Origin of the sequence: Pseudomonas sp. BRG-100, from assembly GCF_000737955.1 — a bacterium.
Lineage (GTDB): Bacteria > Pseudomonadota > Gammaproteobacteria > Pseudomonadales > Pseudomonadaceae > Aquipseudomonas > Aquipseudomonas synxantha_A.
The window spans coordinates 2,984,759-3,005,207 of record NZ_JPRX01000001.1; the positions used below are offsets into that span (position 1 = coordinate 2,984,759).

The following is a 20,449-nucleotide window of genomic DNA, read 5'->3' on the forward strand; positions in this document are numbered from 1 at the left end:
ATTGAAGACATTTGACCATTTGACCGTTGTGGGTCTGCGTGAATGGGTGGCACTTCCCGACCTGGGAGTGGCGGGCCTGCGCGCGAAGATCGACACCGGTGCCAGCACCTCAAGCCTGCATGCCACCGATATCGAGCCGTTTGAGCGCGACGGTGAAAAGTGGGTGCGCTTTACCGCGCACCTGGGCAGCGTGGTGCAACTGCGTCACCGTCGCTGCGAAGCGCCCCTGGTGACGATGAAAACCATCAAGAGCTCCAACGGCCATGCGCAGGTGCGCTACGTGATCAGCACCACCCTGGCGCTGGGTGACCGGGTATGGCGGGTGGAATTCACCCTCGCCTGTCGCAAAGCCATGCGTTATCGCCTGTTACTGGGCTCCAAGGCGTTGATTGACGGCCAGTTGGTCGTCAATCCAGGCGTCAAGTACGTTCAAGACAAGCCGGTGTTCCCGGTCTCCACTATTTCTGCCCCAGGTGCTGCATGAAGATTGCTGTGCTGTCGCGAAACCCGCGTCTGTATTCCACCCGCCGCCTGGTCGAGGCCGGCACTGAACGTGGCCATGAAATGGTGGTGATCGACACGTTGCGTGCCTACATGAACATTGCCAGCCACAAGCCGCAGATCCACTACCGGGGCAAACCCCTGGAAGGCTTTGATGCGGTGATCCCGCGTATCGGCGCTTCGGTGACGTTTTATGGCTGCGCGGTGTTGCGTCAGTTTGAAATGATGGGGGTGTTTCCTCTCAACGAGTCCGTGGCCATTGCCCGCTCGCGGGACAAACTGCGTTCGCTGCAGTTGCTGTCACGCCGGGGTATCGGCTTGCCGGTCACCGGCTTTGCCCACTCCCCGGATGACATCCCTGACCTGATCGAGATGGTCAATGGTGCACCGCTGGTGATCAAGGTACTGGAAGGCACCCAAGGCATCGGTGTGGTGCTGTGTGAAACGGCGACGGCAGCTGAATCGGTGATCGAGGCGTTCATGGGCCTCAAGCAGAACATCATGGTGCAGGAGTACATCAAGGAAGCCGGCGGCGCGGATATTCGCTGCTTCGTGGTGGGCGACAAAGTGATCGCGGCGATGAAGCGCCAAGCCAAGCCCGGTGAGTTCCGCTCCAATCTGCACCGTGGCGGCAGCGCCAGCCTGATCAAGATCACACCGGAAGAACGCATGACCGCACTGCGGGCAGCCAAGGTGATGGGCTTGAGCGTGGCAGGCGTGGATATCCTGCGCTCCAATCATGGGCCGCTGGTGATGGAAGTGAACTCATCGCCGGGCCTGGAAGGGATCGAGACCACCACCGGCAAGGACGTGGCGGGGATCATCATTCAGCACTTGGAGAAGAATGGTGGGCCGAATATGACTCGGACCAAGGGCAAAGGCTAAAAGCCTATTTTAATCCCGACATGAAACCAATGTGGGAGGGGGCTTGCTCCCGATAGCGGTGTCACAGTCACTGAACTTCTTGACTGAAAGACCGCCATCGGGAGCAAGCCCCCTCCCACATTTTTGATATTTGTTGTTTGTCAGACCGCATCTCTAGGCAGCATCAGCCCAAGCGGCAAGCGCACCCGCGCCTCCAACCCGCCTTCTTCCCGGTTACGCAACTCGACATTGCCGCCATGCATCGAGGCGATTCGTCGCACGATCGCCAACCCCAACCCGGTGCCCTTGCCACCTCGGGCTCGGTCGCCACGGGTGAACGGGTTGAAGATACCCTCAAGCTCGGCAGGGTCGATCCCCGTGCCACGGTCCATCACGCTCAGCACCACGTAAGGCGCGGCACTGTCACCGGAGACATACGCCGCCACCTCCACATCGGAACCGGCATGATGCAAGGCGTTGCCGATCAGGTTGTTCAGCAGGCGCTTCATCGAGACCCGGCGCAATGCAAACGGCTGGATCGGCTCCAGGCGCATGCGCACCTGCTCACCGTTCTGGTTATAGGGCGCAACCACCTCACGCACGAGGTCCGTGAGGTCCACCTCCTCAACCACTTCATCACGCCCGTCGCGGATGAAGGCCAGGAACTGGTCCAGGATAGCGTCCATGTCCTCGATATCGCGCACCATGTCATCGGTGAGGTCGGTATGGTCCCCCATCAGCTCCAGGGACAGGCGCAATCGCGTCAACGGTGTGCGCAAGTCATGGGACACACCTGCCAGCATCAGCTCGCGCTCGCGCCCGGCCTGCTCGACGTCTTCCGCCATCTGGTTGAACGCGCCGTACACCTCGGTCATCTCACTGGGCGTGTCGCTGACCGGCAGGCGCACACTGCGCCCCTGGCCCAATTGGCGAGCGGCAAATACCAGGCGCTTGAGTGGTTGGTTGAGCTGACGGACGAAGATCCACGCGGAGGCCGTTGAAAGCAAGCCGATGGCCAGGAACCAGCCCAGCACGTTCCAGATTTTCTGCCCGCGCAGCGGGTGCGGATAAAGCGGCACCTTGATCCAGGCATCGCCCAGGCTAGGTGCCCGCACCCATAACGCCGGTGAAACATGCATGCGCAGCCTCACCTCGGTGTCGGCGCCCAGTTCGGCCTGCATCTGGCGCTGATAGATCTCGCTGTAAGGCCAATGCTGCTCGCCTTCAGGCACGCCGGCCCCATCAACCCGAGTCAAGGTCGACGCCTTGGCCACCTTTTCTCGGTTCTCAGGGTCTACGGCCCAATAGCCCCGCAACGTCAGGGCCACACCGTGGCTGTACTGCCGATCCACCAGCACGTCTTCGTTCATCAACAGATAAACCAGCGTGAGCGCCTTGGAAAACAGAACGACAATAAGCACCAGCCAAAGGGTGCGAGAGAAGAAACTTTGTGGGAACCACAGCGGGGTTTTCATAGATGAAAGCTGCACACCTTGCAGGAACGAGCGGTGCTCGCAGAATTGCAGACGCCGGGCATCCCGTCGACTCTTATGGAGTCAAACGCCGGATACCCGCCCCTGCAAATCATCGGTCACTTGGTTGCGGTGCCATCCGGCACAAACACATAACCCACGCCCCACACCGTCTGGATATACCGCGGCTTGGAGGGGTCCGGCTCAATCATCCGGCGCAGTCGGGAAATCTGCACGTCGATGGAGCGCTCCAGGGCGTCCCATTCACGGCCACGGGCCAGGTTCATCAGCTTGTCACGGGTCAGCGGCTGACGGGCGTTCATCACCAGAGCCTTGAGCACCGCAAATTCGCCGGTGGTAAGCATGTGCACTTCTTCGCCACGCTTGAGCTCACGGGTGGCCAACGACAGTTCGTAGTCGCCAAAGGTGACGCTTTCGTCTTCGCTGCCCGGTGCGCCCGGCACGGCCGGTGCCTGGCGACGCAATACGGCCTTGACCCGCGCCATCAGCTCATCAGGGTTGAACGGCTTGGCCAGGTAGTCATCAGCGCCCAGTTCAAGGCCCTTGATGCGGCTCAACTCATCGCCCTTGGCGGTGAGCATGATGATTGGAATCTGGTTGTTGGCACCACGCAGGCGCTTGCAGGCGGTAAGGCCGTCTTCGCCGGGCAGCATCAGATCGAGCACGACCAGGTTGAACACTTCACGCCCCAACAGGCGGTCCATTTGCTCGGTGTTCGGCACCGCGCGGGCACGGTAGCCCTTGGAGTTGAAAAAACGCTCCAGCAGGCTGCTCAGCCCCGGATCGTCATCAACGATGAGAATTTTTTCGCCTTCAGCAGTTTGTGCGGTGCTGCTCATTGGATGCTCCTCTTATCTCGGCGCGCATTATGGCGTAGCTGCCGTTATACGCACCGTGTGCATTGTTAGCAGATTTTTCATCTACTGCCAGCGAACCCACGCCCTACAACCTCCGGCGCAGTACCCCCCAATAGCAGAACGCTGGTTATAATGCGGCGCCTCCGTGCAGGGCAACGTCAGATCGTTACCGTTTGCTGCCGGGCTTTTTATACCCGCTTGTCGTGAATTTTTCGATTTCGAGGGTCAATAGGCAGCCTCTTGACCCAGGCAGCGGCGCCAGTCGGGCCGCTCAACCAGCCTCGCCGGGCCTTGTTTTTACGGGCCGGCGCGCTGATTTTAAGAATTTCAGGTGGTTTTATGGACAGCATCAACAGCCGCATCGCCGAGGAACTCGGTGTACGCCCACAACAGGTCGAAGCGGCCGTCGCTCTACTGGATGAAGGCTCCACGGTGCCTTTCATCGCCCGTTACCGAAAAGAAGTGACCGGCAGCCTCGACGACACTCAACTGCGTCACCTGGAAGAGCGCCTGCGCTACCTGCGAGAACTCGACGAACGGCGTATCAGCATCCTCGCCAGCATCGAGGAACAGGGCAAGTTGACCCCTCAACTGGAGCGCGACATCAAACTCGCGGACACCAAGACCCGCCTCGAAGACCTTTACCTGCCATACAAACAGAAACGTCGTACAAAGGGCCAGATCGCCCTGGAAGCCGGCCTGGGCGACTTGGCCGATGGCCTGTTCAACGACCCATCGTTGACGCCGGAAACCGAAGCCGCTCGCTTCATCGACGCGGAAAAAGGCGTCGCCGACGTCAAGGCTGCCCTCGAAGGCGCCAAGTACATCCTGATGGAGCGCTTCGCCGAAAACGCCAGCCTCCTGGAAAAACTGCGTACCTACTTGAAGCAGGAAGCCATCCTCAGCGCCCGCGTCATCGCCGGCAAAGAGGAGGAAGGCGCCAAATTCCGCGACTACTTCGAACACGACGAGCCGCTCAAAAGCATGCCGTCCCACCGCGCCCTGGCGATTTTCCGCGGCCGCAACGAAGGCATTCTCAGCTCCGCGCTGAAAGTCGGTGACGAACTGCCAGGCACCATGCACCCGTGCGAAGGCATGATCGGTCAACAATTCGGCATCCAGAACCAGAATCGCCCTGCGGACAAGTGGCTCGGTGAAGTCGTGCGCTGGACCTGGAAGGTCAAGCTCTACACCCACCTGGAAACCGACCTGCTGGGCGAGTTGCGCGACGGCGCCGAAACCGAAGCGATCAACGTGTTCGCCCACAACCTGCACGACCTGCTGCTGGCCGCACCGGCCGGCCCGCGTGCCACCCTGGGCCTCGACCCGGGCCTGCGCACCGGTTGCAAGGTCGCTGTGGTCGATGCCACCGGCAAGCTGCTGGACCACGCCACCGTGTACCCGCACGTTCCGCACAACAAGTGGGACCAGACCCTGGCGATCCTTGCCGCCCTGTGCGCCAAGCACGCGGTAGACCTGATCGCCATCGGCAACGGCACTGCCAGCCGCGAAACCGATAAGCTGGCCGCCGAGCTGATCAAAAAATACCCGGCCATGAAGATGACCAAGGTCATGGTCTCCGAGGCGGGTGCTTCGGTGTACTCGGCTTCGGAGCTGGCGTCCAAGGAGTTCCCGGACCTCGACGTGTCGATCCGTGGCGCCGTCTCCATCGCCCGTCGCCTGCAAGACCCGCTGGCCGAGTTGGTGAAGATCGACCCCAAATCCATCGGCGTCGGCCAGTACCAGCACGACGTGTCGCAGCTTAAACTGGCACGCGGCCTGGATGCGGTGGTGGAAGACTGCGTAAACGCCGTGGGCGTAGACGTGAACACCGCTTCAGTAGCGCTGCTGGCGCGAATCTCGGGCCTCAACGCGACCCTGGCGCAGAACATCGTCAGCCATCGCGACGAAAATGGTGCGTTCAAAACCCGTGCTGCGCTGAAAAAAGTCGCACGCCTGGGTGAAAAAACCTTTGAACAAGCGGCCGGCTTCCTACGCGTGATGAATGGCGATAACCCGCTCGACGCCTCGGCGGTTCACCCGGAAGCCTACCCGCTGGTGCAACGCATTGCCGCCGAGACCGACCGTGATATCCGCTCGCTGATCGGCGACGCCGCCTTCCTCAAGCGTCTGGATCCAAAGAAGTACACCGACGAAACCTTCGGTGTGCCGACCATCACCGACATCCTGCAAGAGCTGGAAAAACCTGGCCGCGACCCACGTCCCGAGTTCAAGACCGCCGAGTTCCAGGACGGCGTCGAAGACCTCAAGGACCTGCAACCGGGCATGATCCTCGAAGGTGTAGTGACCAACGTGACCAACTTTGGCGCCTTTGTGGATATTGGCGTGCATCAGGACGGTTTGGTGCATATCTCCGCGCTTTCGGAGAAGTTCATCAAGGACCCGCGTGAAGCGGTCAAAGCCGGTGACGTGGTCAAGGTCAAGGTCATGGAAGTCGATATCCCGCGTAAACGCGTGGGCCTGTCGATGCGCATGAGCGATACCCCGGGCGAGAAGATCGACGGTGCTCGTGGCGCTCGCCCAGGTTCGGCACCGCGCCAGTCGCAGAACAACGCGCCGCGCAAGGACGCTACGACTGCCGCGCCGAGCAACAACGCCATGGCATCGCTGTTCGCCAATGCCAAACAGTTGAAGAAGCGTTGATGGAAATCCCGGCGGGTTTGACCCAGAGCGCGTTCAGCGAGCTGATCGGCTGCCGCCTGCAACGCCTGGATGAAGGCGTTGCCGAGGTGGCCCTGACCCTGGAGCCGCACCTGCGCAACCGTGCAGGCAAGCTCCATGGCGGGGCGATTTTCAGCCTGGTGGACATCACGATGGGCCTGGCCTGTTCCAGCGCCCATGGTTTCGACCAGCAGAGCGCCACCATCGAATGCAAGATCAATTATATTCGCGCCGTCGAAGACGGTGACGTGCTGTGCACCAGCCGGGTAATTCACGCCGGCCGGCGCACGTTGGTGGTCGAAGCCGACGTGTACCAGGGCGAAAGACTTGTCGCAAAAGCGCAGGGCACGTTCGCTGTCCTATAGCTCCCTACCCTCGATTTGAGTTAATTTCGGCGCTGCGATAACAGCGTCGGAATTTTCTCGCTGCGCTGTAGCCCAATTCATGGAGTGAAGTCGGCATTTTCAGAGCGGGTCAAATCGACTCAGAACCAGGCGATCACGCCAGTTTCCACTTCACCCTTGTAGACCGTCCTGCCCACCCCCATATTGGGGCGACTGACGCGTGAAGGAATCCAACTTGAGCGAACTTCTCAACCGCCGCCTGGCCCTGCTCGGCAAGCGCGAACACCTCTCCCTGCTAGAGCAGTGCTTGCACGGCATCGAGCGCGAATGCCTGCGCGTCACCAGCGAGGGTCGCCTGGCGCAAACGCCGCACCCTGAAGCCCTGGGCGCTGCGTTGACCAACGAACAGATCACCACTGACTATTCGGAATCGCTGCTGGAGTTCATCACCCCAGCCCTGCCCAACCCGGCCGAGACCCTGGGCAGCCTGGACAAGATCCATCGCTTTGCCTACTCCAAGCTGGGCAGCGAATACCTGTGGAGCCCCTCGATGCCGTGCCCGTTACCGGCCGAGGAAGATATTCCGATCGCCTACTACGGCACCTCCAATATCGGCCAGCTCAAGTACGTGTACCGCAAGGGCCTGGCCCTGCGCTACGGCAAGACCATGCAGTGCATTGCCGGCATCCATTACAACTTTTCGCTGCCGGAACAGCTGTGGCCGTTGCTCAAGGAAGCCGAAGGCTTTGTCGGTACCGACCGTGACTATCAGTCCACGGCCTATATCGCGCTGATCCGTAATTTCCGTCGCTACAGCTGGCTGTTGATGTACCTCTTTGGTGCCTCGCCAGCCCTGGACGCCGGTTTCCTGCGCGGCCGCTCGCACCAGCTTGAAGTCCTGGATGCCGACACCCTGTACCTGCCCTACGCCACCAGCCTGCGCATGAGCGACCTGGGTTACCAGAGCAACGCCCAGGCCGGCCTGACGCCTTGCTACAACGACCTGGCCAGCTACACCGACAGCCTGCGCGAAGCGGTGGCAACGCCCTACGCGCCGTATGTTGAAGTCGGCACGCACAAGGATGGTGAGTGGGTGCAGCTCAACACCAACATCCTGCAGATCGAAAACGAGTACTACTCCAATATCCGCCCCAAGCGTGTGACCTACACCGGCGAGCGGCCTATCCAGGCGCTGATGGCCCGTGGCATCCAGTACATCGAAGTGCGTTGCCTGGACATCAACCCGTTCCTGCCGATGGGGATCGACTTGCCGGAGTCGCGATTCCTCGACGCATTCCTGCTGTATTGCGCGCTGAACGACAGCCCGCTGTTCGCCAACAACGAGTGCGGCAACGCCACCTCCAACTTCCTCAGCGTGGTCAAGGAAGGTCGGCGTCCGGGCCTGCAATTGCAACGTGACGGCCAGCCGGTGGACATGAAGGAATGGGCTGCGCAGTTGCTGGAGAAGATTGCACCGTTGGCTGCCTTGCTCGACGAGAGCCAGGGCATGACCGAACACAGCGAAGCGCTGGATGCCCAACTGGCCAAGGTCAAGGACCCGTCCCTGACGCCGTCGGCCCAGGTGTTGGCGGCCATGGCTGAACGCAAGGAAAGCTTTGCGCAGTTCTCTCTGCATCAAAGCGAAGTACATGCCGAATACTTCCGCAAGGAGCCTTTGGCGCCTGAGGAACAAGCGCACTTTGAAGAATTGGCCCGTGCGTCGCTGGCGCAACAGGCGGAGCTTGAGCAGAACGAAGTGGGCGATTTCGATGTGTTTGTCGGGTCGTACCAGGCCAGCATCCTCGCCATCAGCAACTAACCGGAGCTCTACTCAGTTCCAATGTGGGAGGGGGCTTGCCCCCTCCCACATTTGGTCATCACCGGTACAAACATTTGCTTCAACCTTTCTACTCATAAGCTAATTCGAAAAGGTTATTTATTTTCGAGTTCTTAGATCATTTAGTCTCCTCACACGCCGACTCTCGGCCGCCTGATTGAGGAGCTTCCCCTTGAAACTGCTGACCCCTCTGCGCTTGCTGGCCGCGTTGTCCCTGGCCGGTGCCAGTCTGTTTGCCCAGGCGGCGGACGTGACTATCGCTTACCAGACCACCGTCGACCCGGCCAAAGTCGCCCAGGCTGACGGGGCCTATGAAAAAGCTACCAACGCCAAAATCGACTGGCGCAAATTCGACAATGGCGCCGACATCATCGCCGCCATTGCCTCCGGCGACGTGCAGATCGGCTACCTCGGTTCCAGCCCGCTGACTGCCGCGGTAACCCGCAAAGTCCCAGTAGAAACCTTCCTCGTCGCCACCCAGATCGGCGGGGCCGAAGCCCTGGTGGCGCGCAACGGATCGGGGATCAACAGCCCGCAGGACCTGATCGGCAAAAAGATCGCCGTGCCCTTCGTCTCCACCGGCCACTACAGCCTGCTTGCCGCGCTGAAACACTGGAACATCGACCCGGCCAAAGTCACCATTCTCAACCTGGCGCCTCCGGCCATCATCGCCGCGTGGAAGCGCGGTGATATCGATGCCACCTACGTGTGGGACCCGGCTCTGGGCGTAGCCAAGGAAAACGGCAAGGTGCTGATCACCTCCGGCGAACTGGCCAAGTTCGGCGCGCCAACATTCGATGCCTGGATCGTGCGCAAGGATTTTGCCGAGAAGCACCCGGACATCGTCACCGCCTTCGCCAAGGTCACCCTGGATGCCTACGCAGCCTACCGCAAAGACCCACAAGCCTGGCTCGCCGACACCGGCAACGTCGATAAGCTGGTGAAACTCTCCGGCGCCAAGGCCAGCGATATTCCCTTGCTGCTGCAAGGCAACGTCTACCCGCTGGCCGCTGACCAGGTGACCCTGCTGGGCGCGCCGACCACCAAGGCAGTCACCGACACTGCTGTGTTCCTCAAGGAACAAGGCAAGGTCGATGCGGTACTGCCCGACTACGCCCCTTACGTCAGCGCCAAGTTCATTTCTAACTGATCCAAGGAGTTCATCGCGATGGCCTTGCTACAGCTGGAGCGCATCAGCGCACAGTACCCAGGCGCCCCGGAACCGGTACTGTCCGATATTTCCCTGGACCTTGGGCCCCAGCAATTGCTGGTCGCCCTGGGCCCCTCCGGCAGTGGCAAGACATCGCTGTTGAACCTGATTGCCGGTTTCGTCGAGCCTTCTGCCGGGCGGATTACCCTCGACGGTGTGCCGGTCAAAGGGCCCAGCGCCGAACGCGGTGTGGTGTTCCAGGACGACGCCCTGCTGCCCTGGCAGGACGTGCTGGCCAACGTCGCCTTCGGCCTGGAACTGGCCGGCGTGCCCAAGGCGCAGCGTGAAGTACGCGCCCGCGAAATGCTCGCTCTGGTGGACCTGGCCGGTTTCGACAGCCGGCGCATCTGGCAACTCTCCGGCGGCCAGAAGCAACGCGTTGGCCTCGCCCGCGCCCTGGCGGCCGACCCTCGCGTATTACTGATGGACGAGCCCTTCGGTGCGCTGGACGCCTTCACCCGCGAACAAATGCAGGAGTTGCTGCTGCAAGTGTGGCGGCGCACGGCCAAGCCGGTGTTCCTGATTACCCATGACATTGAAGAAGCGGTGTTCCTGGCCACGGACCTGATCCTGCTGGCGCCCAACCCCGGCCAGATCGTCGAACGCCTGCAGCTGGATTTCGGCCAACGTTACGCTGCCGGTGAATCAGCCCGCGCAATCAAGTCCGACCCGCGCTTTATCGAAACCCGCGAGCACGTGCTGGGCAAAGTGTTCTCCCAACGGCAGGTGTACGCATGAGCAGCTACGAACTTCCCGCCACCGCCAGCAAGCCGGTGGCACCCGCCGTTATCCCGTTACGCCGCAGCCTGAGCACACGCTGGATCAGCGCACTGACCCTGGTCGCTTTGCTTGCCCTGTGGTGGGGGGTGACCGCCACCGGTTTGATCGAACCTTTGTTCCTGCCGCCCCCGTCCGCCGTGTTGCAAAAAGGCTGGCTGCTGGCGACCACCGGCTACATGGATTCCACCTTGTGGCAGCACCTGGGCGCGAGCCTGAGCCGCATCGGCCTGGGCCTGGGTTTTGCAGTGCTGACTGCCGTGCCGGTGGGGATTGCCATCGGTGCCAACCGCATTGCCCGAGGCATTTTCGATCCGTTGATCGAGTTCTACCGGCCGATTCCGCCGCTGGCCTACCTGCCGCTGATCGTGATCTGGTGCGGCATTGGCGAGCTGTCCAAGGTGCTGCTGATTTACTTGGCGATTTTCGCCCCGATCGCCATCGCCACCGCAACCGGGGTGCGCACCGTCGACCCGGCCAAGCTGCGGGCTGCGCAGTCGTTGGGCGCCACCCGTGCGCAACTGATTCGCCATGTGATCCTACCCAGCGCCCTGCCCGATATCCTCACCGGTGTGCGTATCGGCCTGGGTGTGGGCTGGTCGACCCTGGTCGCCGCCGAGTTGATTGCCGCCACCAGCGGCCTGGGTTTCATGGTGCAGTCGGCGGCGCAGTTTCTGGTCACCGATGTGGTGGTGCTGGGGATCCTGGTGATCGCCCTGATCGCCTTCGCCATGGAAATGGGCCTGCGCGCCCTGCAGCGTAAATTAGTGCCCTGGCATGGCCAGGCACACTGAGTGAAGAATCTACAATGAGCAGCCTGACCGTTACCCCATTAAGTACCGCCCTGGGCGCCCAGATCAGTGGCGTCGACATCACTCAGCCGCTGGCCCCTGAACAGCGCGACGCCATTGAACAGGCGTTGCTCGACTATTCGGTGCTGTTCTTCCGTGATCAGCCAATCACCCCGCAACAACAGGCACGGTTCGCGGCCAATTTTGGCGACCTGCACATCCACCCGATCTACCCCAACGTGCCGGAACAGCCCGAAGTGCTGATCCTCGACACCGCGGTCACCGACGTGCGTGACAACGCCGTTTGGCACACCGACGTGACCTTTCTGCCCACGCCTGCCCTGGGCGCTGTGCTCAGCGCCAAGCTGCTGCCGGCGTTTGGCGGCGATACCTTGTGGGCCAGTGGGATTGCGGCTTATGAAGCACTGTCTGAACCGCTAAAGCGCTTGCTCGATGGCCTCACCGCCACACACGACTTAACCAAGTCGTTCCCGCTGGAGCGCTTTGGCAACACCGCCGAGGACCTGGTGCGCTGGGAGGCAACTCGCAAGAAAAACCCGCCGCTATCGCACCCAGTCGTGCGCACGCATCCGGTAAGTGGGCGCAAATCGCTGTTCGTCAGCGACGGTTTCACCACCCGAATCAATGAACTGGAAGCGGCCGAAAGCGAGGCCATTCTCAAGCTGCTGTTCGCCCACGCCACCCGCCCGGAATTCACCATCCGCTGGCGCTGGCAAGAGAATGACGTGGCGTTCTGGGATAACCGCGTGACCCAGCATTACGCCGTGGATGACTACCGGCCACAGCGGCGGGTGATGCACCGGGCTACGATTCTTGGGGATGTGCCGTTCTAGTCGCCACACCGAAAACCAAATGTGGGAGGGGCGGTGCGACGATTCGACTTGCTCCCGATGGCGGTGGTTCAGTCAGCTCATCCGTAGCTGACCCATTGCTATCGGGAGCAAGTCGAATCGTCGCACCGCCCCTCCCACATTTTTGACCCAGTTGTGTCAGTTATTCAGCAGTGGATGGCTTTTCCCACAAGTTGATCCCGCCTTCCTGCGCAAACCGATCAATCTCCGCCAGTTCTTCAGCGCTGAAGCTCAAGTTCTGCAACGCCCCGACGTTCTCGATGATCTGCTCCGGCCGGCTCGCGCCGATCAGCGCGCTGGTCACCCGTGGATCACGCAGGGTCCAGGCCAGCGCCAATTGCGCGAGGCTCTGGCCGCGACGCTGGGCGATTTCATTCAAGCCGCGCACATGAGCGATGTTGGCTTCGGACAGGTGTTGGGCCTGCAACGAACCACCACCCGGACGATTGACCCGTGCATCGGCCGGTATGCCATTAAGGTACTTGTCGGTGAGCAAACCCTGGGCCAGCGGCGTGAAGGCGATCACCCCAGCGCCAAGTTCTTCGGTGGTGTCGAGCAGGTCCTTTTCCACCCAGCGGTTGAGCAGGTTGTAAGCCGGTTGGTGAATCAACAGCGGCACTTTCCACTCTTTGAGCAAGGCTGCGATTTCGCGGGTTTTCACCCCGGAATAGGACGATATACCGATGTACAACGCCTTGCCTTGTTGCACAGCGGTGGCGAGGGCGCTGGCGGTTTCTTCCAGGGGCGTGTCGGGGTCAAAACGGTGGGAGTAGAAAATATCCACGTAGTCGACGCCCAGGCGTTGCAGGCTCTGGTCCAGGCTCGCCAGGATGTATTTGCGCGAGCCACCGCCCTGGCCGTAGGGGCCGGGCCACATGTCCCAACCGGCTTTGCTGGAGATGATCAATTCGTCGCGGTAGTGCTTGAAGTCTTCACGCAGCAAACGGCCGAAATTGATCTCGGCGCTGCCGTAGGGCGGGCCGTAGTTGTTGGCCAGGTCGAAGTGGTTGATACCCAGGTCGAACGCCGTGCGCAGCAAAGCTCGCTGGGTGTCGATCGGGGTGCTGTCGCCAAAGTTGTGCCACAGCCCCAGGGACAGTGCCGGCAGCACCAATCCACTGCGGCCTACGCGGCGATAGGGAATAGATTCATAGCGGTTTTCGGCAGCAATGTACGTCATCGAATCCTCTCTGGACTGAGGGTTAAAAGGCCCGGGAATAAGGTTATTCCCAAGCCTTTTAACCCGCTGAATCGCTTAAGTCTGCCTCTTCCTTTTACAGCAAAGACCTACTTGAGAGGAACGGTATCAGCGCACCAAATGCAGGAACTGCAGATGGCGCTCGTACTGGTCGAGGATGTCGTTGATGATCTGCTCCTTGGTATAGCCCACCAGGTCATAGTCCTGGCTACCCTCACTCAAGTGCACCTCCGCACGATAGTAACGGCGGTTGTTGATCTCTTTGGAACCCATGCCACCGCGGGCAAACGACGGCGTGAAATAGCCGCGCATCTGCACCTGGTAGATGAACGGATGCTCCTCGCCATGGCCGATTTCCAGGCTGACGCTGTCGTTGGACGGGTCCGGCTGAGTGACTACATTCAGGCCCTTCTCGACAAACACCGCCGTCACTTCTTCGATCGCCGGGCGCACCGTCGATTCAAGGAAGCGATACACCTCATCACGTGACGGGAAATGCACCGCCTGGCTCAAGCGCTGGCGCCAGCCGCCACGGCCTTTGCGTGAAGCCGATATTGGCGCCAGGGAATGCAACTGCGCGATCTGCTTTTGCGACTCCAGGTAAAACGCCTTGTGCAGCCCCCACATCATCAGCAGCAGAATCAGCGAGAACGGCAGCGAGGTCAGGACCACCGCAGATTTCAACGAATCGATACTGCCGGCGAACAGCAGGGCACTGGTCACCAGTGCTGTCATCGCACCCCAGAACACCCGCAGCCACTTCGGCCCGTCTTCATCAGCGTTGCCGCCTTTGGACGACAGGGTGGACAGCACCACCGTGCCTGAGTCCGCCGAGGTCACAAAGAACACAAAGCTGATAAACACCGTGACCGCAATCACCGTCTTGCTCCACGGGTAGGTTTCCAGCAGCAGGTAGAGGCTCATCGACGGGTCATCGATGGCCGACTGGCCCAGCGCGGCCATGCCATGGTTGAGCACTTGGTCGATGGCGCTGTTACCGAAGATCGACATCCACGCCAGGGTAAAGCCCAGCGGAATCAGCAGCACGCCAAACACGAATTCGCGGATGGTACGGCCACGGGAGATACGCGCAATAAACAGACCTACGAACGGCGACCATGCGATCCACCAGGCCCAGTAGAACACTGTCCAGCCGCCCAGCCAGTCGCTTGGCTTGTCGTAGGCGTACACATCGAAACTCTTGGTCGGCAGCGCGCCCAGGTAGTCCCCGATGTTCTGGATCAAGGTGTTGAGCAGGTGCTGGGTAGGCCCGGCGAATAACACAAACAGCAACAGCGCACAGGCCAGCAGCATGTTGATGTCGGACATCACCCGTACGCCCTTGTCGACGCCGGCTACCGCAACAATGATCGCCGCGCCCATCATCAACGTGATCAGGCCCACCTGGATCCACTGGGTGTGAGCAATGCCAAACAGGTAGTCCAGGCCGGAATTGAGGTGCAACACGCCAAAACCCATGTCAGCGCCCAGGCCGAACACCGTCGCGATGATACCGAAGCCATCCACCGCATAACCGATAGGGCCATTGATGCGCTTGCCGATCAGCGGGTACAGCGCCGAACGCAATGCCAGCGGCAGGTTATGCCGGTAGGCGAAATACGCCAGGGCCATGCCCACGAACGCGAACACACCCCAGCCATGCAGGCCCCAGTGCAGGAACAGCACCTGCATGGCCTGGCGCGCTGCATCGGCGTTCATCGCTTCGCCTTGGGGCGGCTGCACCAGGTGCGTCAACGGCTCCGAGACGCAGAAGAAGAACAGCGTGATGCTGATCCCGGCGGCGAACAACATGCCGGCCCAGGACAGGTAACTGAATTCGGGCTCGTCGTGGTCGGCACCGAGTTTTATCTTGCCGTAGCCCGATAGCGCGGTGACCACCACGAAGACCAGATACAGGGTCATCGCCAGCATGTAGTACCAGCCGACCGTATTGGCCGCCCAGTTTTGCGCCGCCAGCAGCCAGGCTCCGGCCTGTTGCGGGATAGCGATGACCGTGATGCCAAACAGCAGGATGAAGGTGGCGGCAAAGTAGAAAACGGGCGCATTCATGCGCACCATGCCGCTGGAAGGGGTGGACGATGCACTCATGAACGATGCACCTCAAGGTTGCGGGATATGGCTGTAAATAACGGACTCAGCAAAGGTAAGCCTCCTGTTGTGAGCGGGCAGCGAACCACCGGGTTTAACTTGAACGAACGTTCAAGTTAAACATGAATAGGCGGTCTGGGACTAATCGCAGGGCTGAGTGGTAGATGATTCCTACACTAGCTCAAGGATTGGTATGACGGATGAAGAAGGCAAATCGTTCAGCGACCCCACGTTGAAATACATACGAAATGTGGGAGCTGGCTTGCCTGCTCCCACACGGGTCGGCGGTTGGCTCAGGTATTACTTCTGCGCCCCATCGTCATGCTGCAAGTTCGCCTGAGTGATATTCGCCCCCGCCGGCACGCTGCGGGTCAGCCACACATTACCGCCAATGGTCGAGCCCTGGCCGATGGTGATCCGCCCCAAAATCGTCGCCCCGGCGTAGATCACCACATCATTCTCGACAATGGGGTGCCGCGGATGGCCTTTTTGCAGCTGCCCATCCTCATCGGCAGGGAAGCGCTTGGCGCCCAGTGTTACCGCTTGGTAGATACGCACGCGCTCGCCGATGATCGCCGTTTCGCCAATCACTACGCCAGTCCCGTGATCGATGAAGAAACTCGGGCCAATCTGCGCGCCGGGGTGGATATCAATGCCAGTGGCCGAGTGGGCGATTTCTGCACTGATGCGCGCCAGCAGCGGCAAACCTGCGCGATACAGGTGGTGGGCCAGGCGATGGTGAATCACCGCCAGGATGCCCGGGTAGCACAGCAGCACTTCATCCACACTGCGTGCAGCCGGGTCGCCGTGGTAGGCGGCCAGTACGTCGGTATCCAACAGGCTGCGCAGAGCCGGCAATGCCAGGGCAAAATCCTGGATCAGCCGAATGGCATGGGCATCCACACCGCTGTCGTCTCCGCCGCCCTGGCGTGCGGCGTAGCGCAACTCCAGGCGCGCCTGGGCGAGCAAGGCGTTGAGCGCCACGTCGAGGGTATGCCCCACGTAGAAGTCTTCGCTTTCTTCACGCAGGTCCACCGGGCCCAGGCGCATGGGAAATAGTGCGCCGCACAAGGCTTCGAGGATTTGCGCCACCGCCTCGCGGGACGGCAATTCACGGCCACCGTGCTCGCCGCTCAAGCGACCGTTGCGCGTTCGCCACTGGTCCCGCGCGCCGCGCAGCTGGCTGACGATGGTCTGCAATTGCCAATGACTGGAACGCTCACTCACGGTATTCACTCCTGACGAAATGGCCATCACTTTACGGTATGCACCCTGGCAGCTCTTAAGAACCAATGGTGTGGTCGTAAGAACTATTGTTCATAAGCGATTGACGGTTGCCCGATGAAAAGTGCCTGCCTATAGTCCTCCCCATCATTCAGTCACCGTGCGTAGCCATGATCAAACAACAGCTCGAGCGCTTTAACCGTCTGGAACTACTGGGCGGTGCCACCGCTCTGGAAAAACTTGAACGGCTGTCGGCCTGGCTAGGCAGGGACATTTACGTCAAGCGCGATGACACCACGCCCCTGGCCATGGGTGGCAACAAGCTGCGCAAACTCGAATACCTGGCGGCCGACGCCATTGCCCAGGGCGCCGACACCTTGGTCACCGCCGGCGCGATCCAGTCCAACCACGTCCGCCAGACCGCCGCACTGGCCGCCAAACTCGGCCTGGGCTGCGTTGCTCTGCTGGAAAACCCTACTGGCACCGAAGACGCCAACTACCTGGCCAATGGCAACCGCCTGCTGCTGGAGCTGTTTGACGCCAAAGTGGAACTGGTGGAAAACCTCGACAACGCCGACGCCCAACTCGCCGCCCTCGCCGACCGCCTGCGCAGCAATGGCAAGAAGCCCTACCTGGTGCCTATCGGTGGTTCCAATGCACTCGGCGCTTTGGGTTACGTGCGCGCAGGGCTGGAACTGGCCGCGCAGATTGAAGACAGCGGGATTGAGTTCGCCGCCGTGGTGCTCGCCTCAGGCAGTGCCGGCACGCACAGCGGCCTGGCCCTGGCCTTGAGCGAAGCACTACCGCAGTTGCCGGTGATCGGCATCACCGTGTCGCGCACCGAGCAAGCGCAGTTGCCCAAAGTGCAAAGCCTGGCAGAACGCACTGCCGAGTTGCTCGGAGTGGCTATTCCCGACGCCTTCAAAGTGATCCTGTGGGACGAGTATTTCGGCCCCCGTTATGGCGAACCGAATGCCGGCACACTTTCCGCGATCAAACTTTTGGCCAGCCAGGAAGGTCTGCTGCTGGACCCGGTCTATACCGGCAAGGCCATGGCCGGTTTGCTGGACGGCATCGGGCGCCAGCGGTTTGAAGAGGGGCCGATCATTTTCCTGCATACCGGTGGGGCGCCGGCATTGTTTGCCTATGACTCAGTATTCAATTGATTGAATACGCATATATTCTCAAAAGAAATATGAAATTGTTTTTTTATTATTTTCAAGTCTTAAAAACCCGCTTTATCATCGCGCCGAAGGCGAAGACGCGCTTCGCGCTTTAAGGCAGGATACGACTACTGCGTCACCTGCTTCGCTCACCATAAAAACACAGGGGCTCTTCATGACTATTTCTGTATTGCGTCGCACGCTGCTGGTCAGCACTTTGGGCCTGGCGCTTGGCGCCGGTTGGTTGGGCCAGGCGGTTGCCGGCGAGCAGTTGAACACCATCAAGAAGGCCGGCGAGATCAAGATCGGTCTGGAAGGCACCTACCCACCGTTCAGCTTCGTCGACGAAAGCGGCAAGCTCAGCGGTTTCGAAGTGGAACTGTCCGAAGCACTGGCCAAGGAGCTGGGCGTCAAGGTCAAGCTGCAAGCTACACCGTGGGACGGCATTCTCGCCGCACTGGAATCCAAGCGCCTGGACGCCGTGGTCAACCAGGTGACCATCTCTGAAGAGCGTAAGAAAAAGTACGATTTCTCCAAGCCATACACCGTGTCCGGCATCCAGGCACTGGTGCTGAAAAAGAACGTCGACTCGATCAAGAAAGCCGACGACCTGGCCGGTAAAAAGGTCGGCGTGGGCCTGGGCACCAACTACGAACAATGGCTCAAGGACAATCAACCCAAAGCCATTATCAAGACCTACAACGACGACCCAACCAAGTTCCAGGACCTGCGCATCGGCCGTATCGACGCGATCCTGATCGACCGCCTGGCCGCCCTCGAATACGCCAAGAAAGCCCCCGACACTGCCGCTGCCGGCGACGCCTTCTCCCGTCAGGAGTCCGGTATCGCCCTGCGCAAAGGCGAGCCTGAATTGCTCGATGCGGTCAACACGGCCCTCGACAAACTGCGCGCCGACGGCACCTTGAAGAAGCTGTCCGAGAAGTACTTCAACGCTGACGTCACTCAATAATGGAAGCAGGTCTTCAACTCGCGCTGGACTCCGCGCCCTTTCTGCTCAAGGGCGCGTACTACACGGTAATCCTCAGCCTGGGCGGGATGTTTTTCGGCTTGCTGCTGGGCTTCGGCCTGGCCTTGATGCGCCTGTCGCGCTTCAAGTTGCTGAGCTGGACGGCCCGAGTCTACGTGTCGTTCTTTCGCGGTACGCCGTTGCTGGTGCAGCTGTTCCTGATCTACTACGGCTTGCCGCAAGTGGGCATCGAGCTGGATCCGATCCCGGCGGCCATGATCGGCTTTTCGCTGAACATGGCCGCTTATGCGTGTGAAATCCTGCGGGCCGCCATCGCCTCCATCGAGCGTGGCCAGTGGGAAGCCGCCGCCAGTATTGGCATGACCCGCGCGCAAACCCTGCGCCGGGCCATTCTGCCGCAAGCGATGCGCACGGCATTGCCGCCCCTGGGCAACAGCTTCATTTCGCTGGTCAAGGACACTGCGCTGGCCGCCACCATCCAGGTGCCCGAGCTGTTCCGTCAGGCCCAACTGGTATCGGCGCGGACCTTCGAAATTTTCACCATGTATCTGTCCGCAGCCCTGATCTACTGGATCCTGGCGAGCATCCTGGCGCATCTGCAAAATCGTCTGGAAGACCGGGTCAACCGGCATGACCTGGAGTCCTGAAGCATGATCGTGGTTGAAAAACTGACCAAACAATTCAACGGTCAAGTGGTGCTTGACGGCATCGACCTTGAGGTCAAGGAAGGCGAAGTGGTCGCCATCATCGGCCCCAGCGGTTCCGGCAAGACCACCTTCCTGCGCTGCCTGAATTTCCTCGAAGAACCCACCAGCGGCCGCATCAAGGTGGGGGATATCCAGATCGACGGCAGCAAGCCGCTCAACCAGCAACAGGGGCTGGTGCGTCGTCTGCGCCAGCACGTGGGCTTTGTGTTCCAGAACTTCAACCTGTTCCCCCACCGCACTGCGCTGGAAAACGTCATCGAAGGCCCGATTGTGGTCAAGAAGATGCCACGGGAAGCGGCCACCGAACTGGGGCGCAAGCTGTTGGCCAGGGTCGGCCTGGCGGGCAAGGAGGCGTCCTACCCAAGGCGGCTGTCCGGCGGCCAGCAACAGCGTGTGGCGATTGCCCGTGCGTTGGCCATGGAGCCGGAGGTGATTCTGTTCGACGAACCCACCTCGGCTCTCGACCCGGAACTGGTGGGCGAAGTGCTGGCAACCATTCGCAGCCTGGCCGAAGAAAACCGCACCATGGTCATCGTGACCCACGAAATGAGCTTTGCGCGGGACGTGGCCAACCGCGTGATCTTTTTCGACAAGGGCGTGATCGTTGAACAGGGTGAAGCCAAAGCGTTGTTCGCCAACCCCAGGGAAGAGCGCACCCGGCAGTTTCTGAGCAAATTCCTCGCCCACTGACCCTCCCTCTGTAGGAGCGAACTTGCTCGCGAAAAACGCCCAGGCAACTCGGTCGATCTGAATCACCGCGTTACCGTTTACGTTCTTCGCGAGCAAGCTCACTCCTACAACGGGTTACCATTTCAGCGCATAAAATACCCCC

18 protein-coding genes are annotated in these 20,449 nt (G+C 60.6%); 13 read left to right on the top strand and 5 right to left on the bottom strand.

Features of this window, described 5'->3' with window-relative positions; translation table 11 throughout:
• Position 1 precedes the first annotated feature (1 nt).
• Together rimB and rimK are read left to right on the top strand one after the other, a co-directional pair.
• Positions 2 to 484: a retropepsin-like aspartic endopeptidase RimB gene (gene rimB, locus JH25_RS14125; protein WP_005783815.1), complete on the top strand. Its 483-nt coding sequence runs from the start codon at positions 2 to 4 to the stop codon at positions 482 to 484.
• Entirely contained in the window at positions 481 to 1,386 is a 906-nt protein-coding gene (gene rimK / locus JH25_RS14120) for a 30S ribosomal protein S6--L-glutamate ligase (protein WP_003187674.1), read from the top strand. Before rimB ends, rimK begins: the two co-directional genes overlap by 4 nt.
• 140 nt (positions 1,387 to 1,526) lie before the next feature.
• On the opposite strand, the gene JH25_RS14115 is transcribed toward rimK, so the two are convergent.
• Entirely contained in the window at positions 1,527 to 2,840 is a 1,314-nt protein-coding gene (locus tag JH25_RS14115) for an ATP-binding protein (protein WP_005783812.1), read from the bottom strand.
• A gap of 116 nt (positions 2,841 to 2,956) precedes the next feature.
• The gene (gene ompR / locus JH25_RS14110) at positions 2,957 to 3,697 is read right to left on the bottom strand and encodes an osmolarity response regulator transcription factor OmpR (RefSeq protein WP_003187669.1); all 741 of its coding nucleotides are present in this window, start codon (positions 3,695 to 3,697) and stop codon (positions 2,957 to 2,959) included.
• Positions 3,698 to 4,054: 357 nt separating this feature from the next.
• Here ompR and JH25_RS14105 point away from each other — a divergent pair, with 357 nt between their 5' ends.
• From JH25_RS14105 to tauD, 7 genes are all read left to right on the top strand, one after another.
• Complete coding sequence (locus JH25_RS14105; protein WP_032878409.1) at positions 4,055 to 6,379, top strand: Tex family protein; 2,325 nt, start codon at positions 4,055 to 4,057, stop codon at positions 6,377 to 6,379.
• A complete protein-coding gene (locus JH25_RS0127165) occupies positions 6,379 to 6,762 on the top strand; it encodes a PaaI family thioesterase (RefSeq protein WP_050549370.1) in 384 nt (127 codons plus the stop codon). The genes JH25_RS14105 and JH25_RS0127165 overlap by 1 nt, the downstream gene beginning before the upstream one ends.
• A 214-nt stretch (positions 6,763 to 6,976) precedes the next feature.
• Positions 6,977 to 8,560 (top strand): glutamate--cysteine ligase, encoded by a 1,584-nt coding sequence (gene gshA / locus JH25_RS14100; protein WP_032878410.1) that lies wholly within the window; start codon positions 6,977 to 6,979, stop codon positions 8,558 to 8,560.
• 190 nt (positions 8,561 to 8,750) lie between these two features.
• Complete coding sequence (tauA, locus tag JH25_RS14095) at positions 8,751 to 9,728, top strand: taurine ABC transporter substrate-binding protein (protein ID WP_032878411.1); 978 nt, start codon at positions 8,751 to 8,753, stop codon at positions 9,726 to 9,728.
• 18 nt (positions 9,729 to 9,746) lie between these two features.
• Complete coding sequence (tauB, locus tag JH25_RS14090; RefSeq protein ID WP_032878412.1) at positions 9,747 to 10,526, top strand: taurine ABC transporter ATP-binding subunit; 780 nt, start codon at positions 9,747 to 9,749, stop codon at positions 10,524 to 10,526.
• Entirely contained in the window at positions 10,523 to 11,359 is an 837-nt protein-coding gene (tauC, locus tag JH25_RS14085) for a taurine ABC transporter permease TauC (protein WP_032878413.1), read from the top strand. The genes tauB and tauC overlap by 4 nt, the downstream gene beginning before the upstream one ends.
• A gap of 14 nt (positions 11,360 to 11,373) precedes the next feature.
• The gene (gene tauD / locus JH25_RS14080) at positions 11,374 to 12,210 is read left to right on the top strand and encodes a taurine dioxygenase (RefSeq protein WP_032878414.1); all 837 of its coding nucleotides are present in this window, start codon (positions 11,374 to 11,376) and stop codon (positions 12,208 to 12,210) included.
• A gap of 160 nt (positions 12,211 to 12,370) precedes the next feature.
• Here tauD and mgrA read toward each other — a convergent pair whose 3' ends face one another.
• The 3 genes from mgrA to epsC all read right to left on the bottom strand — a co-directional run bounded on the left by mgrA (position 12,371) and on the right by epsC (position 16,762).
• Positions 12,371 to 13,408, bottom strand: a complete 1,038-nt coding sequence (mgrA, locus tag JH25_RS14075) for an L-glyceraldehyde 3-phosphate reductase (RefSeq protein ID WP_032878415.1) — start codon at positions 13,406 to 13,408, stop codon at positions 12,371 to 12,373.
• A 126-nt stretch (positions 13,409 to 13,534) separates the two neighbouring features.
• Entirely contained in the window at positions 13,535 to 15,496 is a 1,962-nt protein-coding gene (gene betT / locus JH25_RS14070; RefSeq protein ID WP_164366000.1) for a choline transporter BetT, read from the bottom strand.
• A 339-nt stretch (positions 15,497 to 15,835) separates the two neighbouring features.
• Entirely contained in the window at positions 15,836 to 16,762 is a 927-nt protein-coding gene (epsC, locus tag JH25_RS14065; protein WP_032878417.1) for a serine O-acetyltransferase EpsC, read from the bottom strand.
• Positions 16,763 to 16,929: 167 nt separating this feature from the next.
• Between epsC and JH25_RS14060 the strand changes: the two genes are divergently transcribed.
• From JH25_RS14060 to tcyN, 4 genes are all read left to right on the top strand, one after another.
• On the top strand, positions 16,930 to 17,925 hold the full coding sequence (locus tag JH25_RS14060; protein WP_032878418.1) for a D-cysteine desulfhydrase: 996 nt from the start codon (positions 16,930 to 16,932) through the stop codon (positions 17,923 to 17,925).
• A 172-nt stretch (positions 17,926 to 18,097) separates the two neighbouring features.
• On the top strand, positions 18,098 to 18,892 hold the full coding sequence (tcyJ, locus tag JH25_RS14055) for a cystine ABC transporter substrate-binding protein (RefSeq protein WP_032878419.1): 795 nt from the start codon (positions 18,098 to 18,100) through the stop codon (positions 18,890 to 18,892).
• Entirely contained in the window at positions 18,892 to 19,557 is a 666-nt protein-coding gene (gene tcyL, locus JH25_RS14050; RefSeq protein ID WP_032878420.1) for a cystine ABC transporter permease, read from the top strand. The genes tcyJ and tcyL overlap by 1 nt, the downstream gene beginning before the upstream one ends.
• Positions 19,558 to 19,560: 3 nt before the next feature.
• A complete protein-coding gene (tcyN, locus tag JH25_RS14045) occupies positions 19,561 to 20,307 on the top strand; it encodes an L-cystine ABC transporter ATP-binding protein TcyN (protein ID WP_005783788.1) in 747 nt (248 codons plus the stop codon).
• The last annotated feature ends 142 nt before the right edge of the window (positions 20,308 to 20,449 follow it).